Below are 596 nucleotides of genomic sequence, written 5' to 3' on the forward strand. Positions count from 1 at the left end.
TGTGAGTACATCACAGAATACCGTAACATCTTCATTACCGGCGCAACAGGCAGTGGAAAAACATATCTGGCCTGTGCGTTTGGAATGGAGGCATGTAAGCGTTATTACAGCGTTAAGTACGTCCGTGTGCCAGATCTGCTCCTGGACTTACAAGAGGCCAGAGATGAAGGCCGCTTTAAAGATGCATTGAAAAAATACACCAATCCCACGCTTCTAATCCTGGATGAGTGGCTGCTCATGAGAGTTACTGAAAAAGACTCAGCCAATCTGCTTGAGCTTATTCATAAGCGTCGCAAGCACTCATCCACGATCTTCTGTTCCCAGTATCTTGAGGAAGACTGGTACCAAAAGCTTGGTGGTAAGGACAACCCTCTCACAGATGCCATCATGGATCGAATCTCATTCGATTCATACAAGATTCCGATTATGAGTCTTGACCCAGAAAAGGATATTTCCATGAGGGAGGTTTATGGACTGGATCCATCTCAGGCACAATAACATACAGGCGGCTTCGCCGCACATAGCAATAACCTAAAGCGGTTTCCGCCTATCCGGACAGGTGGTTTCCATTTTTCCGGACAGACGGCTTCGCCGCA

At 47.1% G+C, this 596-nt stretch carries 1 protein-coding gene; it reads left to right on the plus strand.

Going from position 1 to position 596, the window contains the following annotated elements; all coding sequences use genetic code 11:
- Positions 1-498 (plus strand): ATP-binding protein (locus tag ABCW45_RS17800; protein WP_343221302.1); only part of this gene is annotated, 498 nt, incomplete at its 5' end.
- Positions 499-596: the final 98 nt, after the last annotated feature.

Source organism: Pilosibacter fragilis, from assembly GCF_032490495.1.
Classification (GTDB): domain Bacteria; phylum Bacillota; class Clostridia; order Lachnospirales; family Lachnospiraceae; genus Pilosibacter; species Pilosibacter fragilis.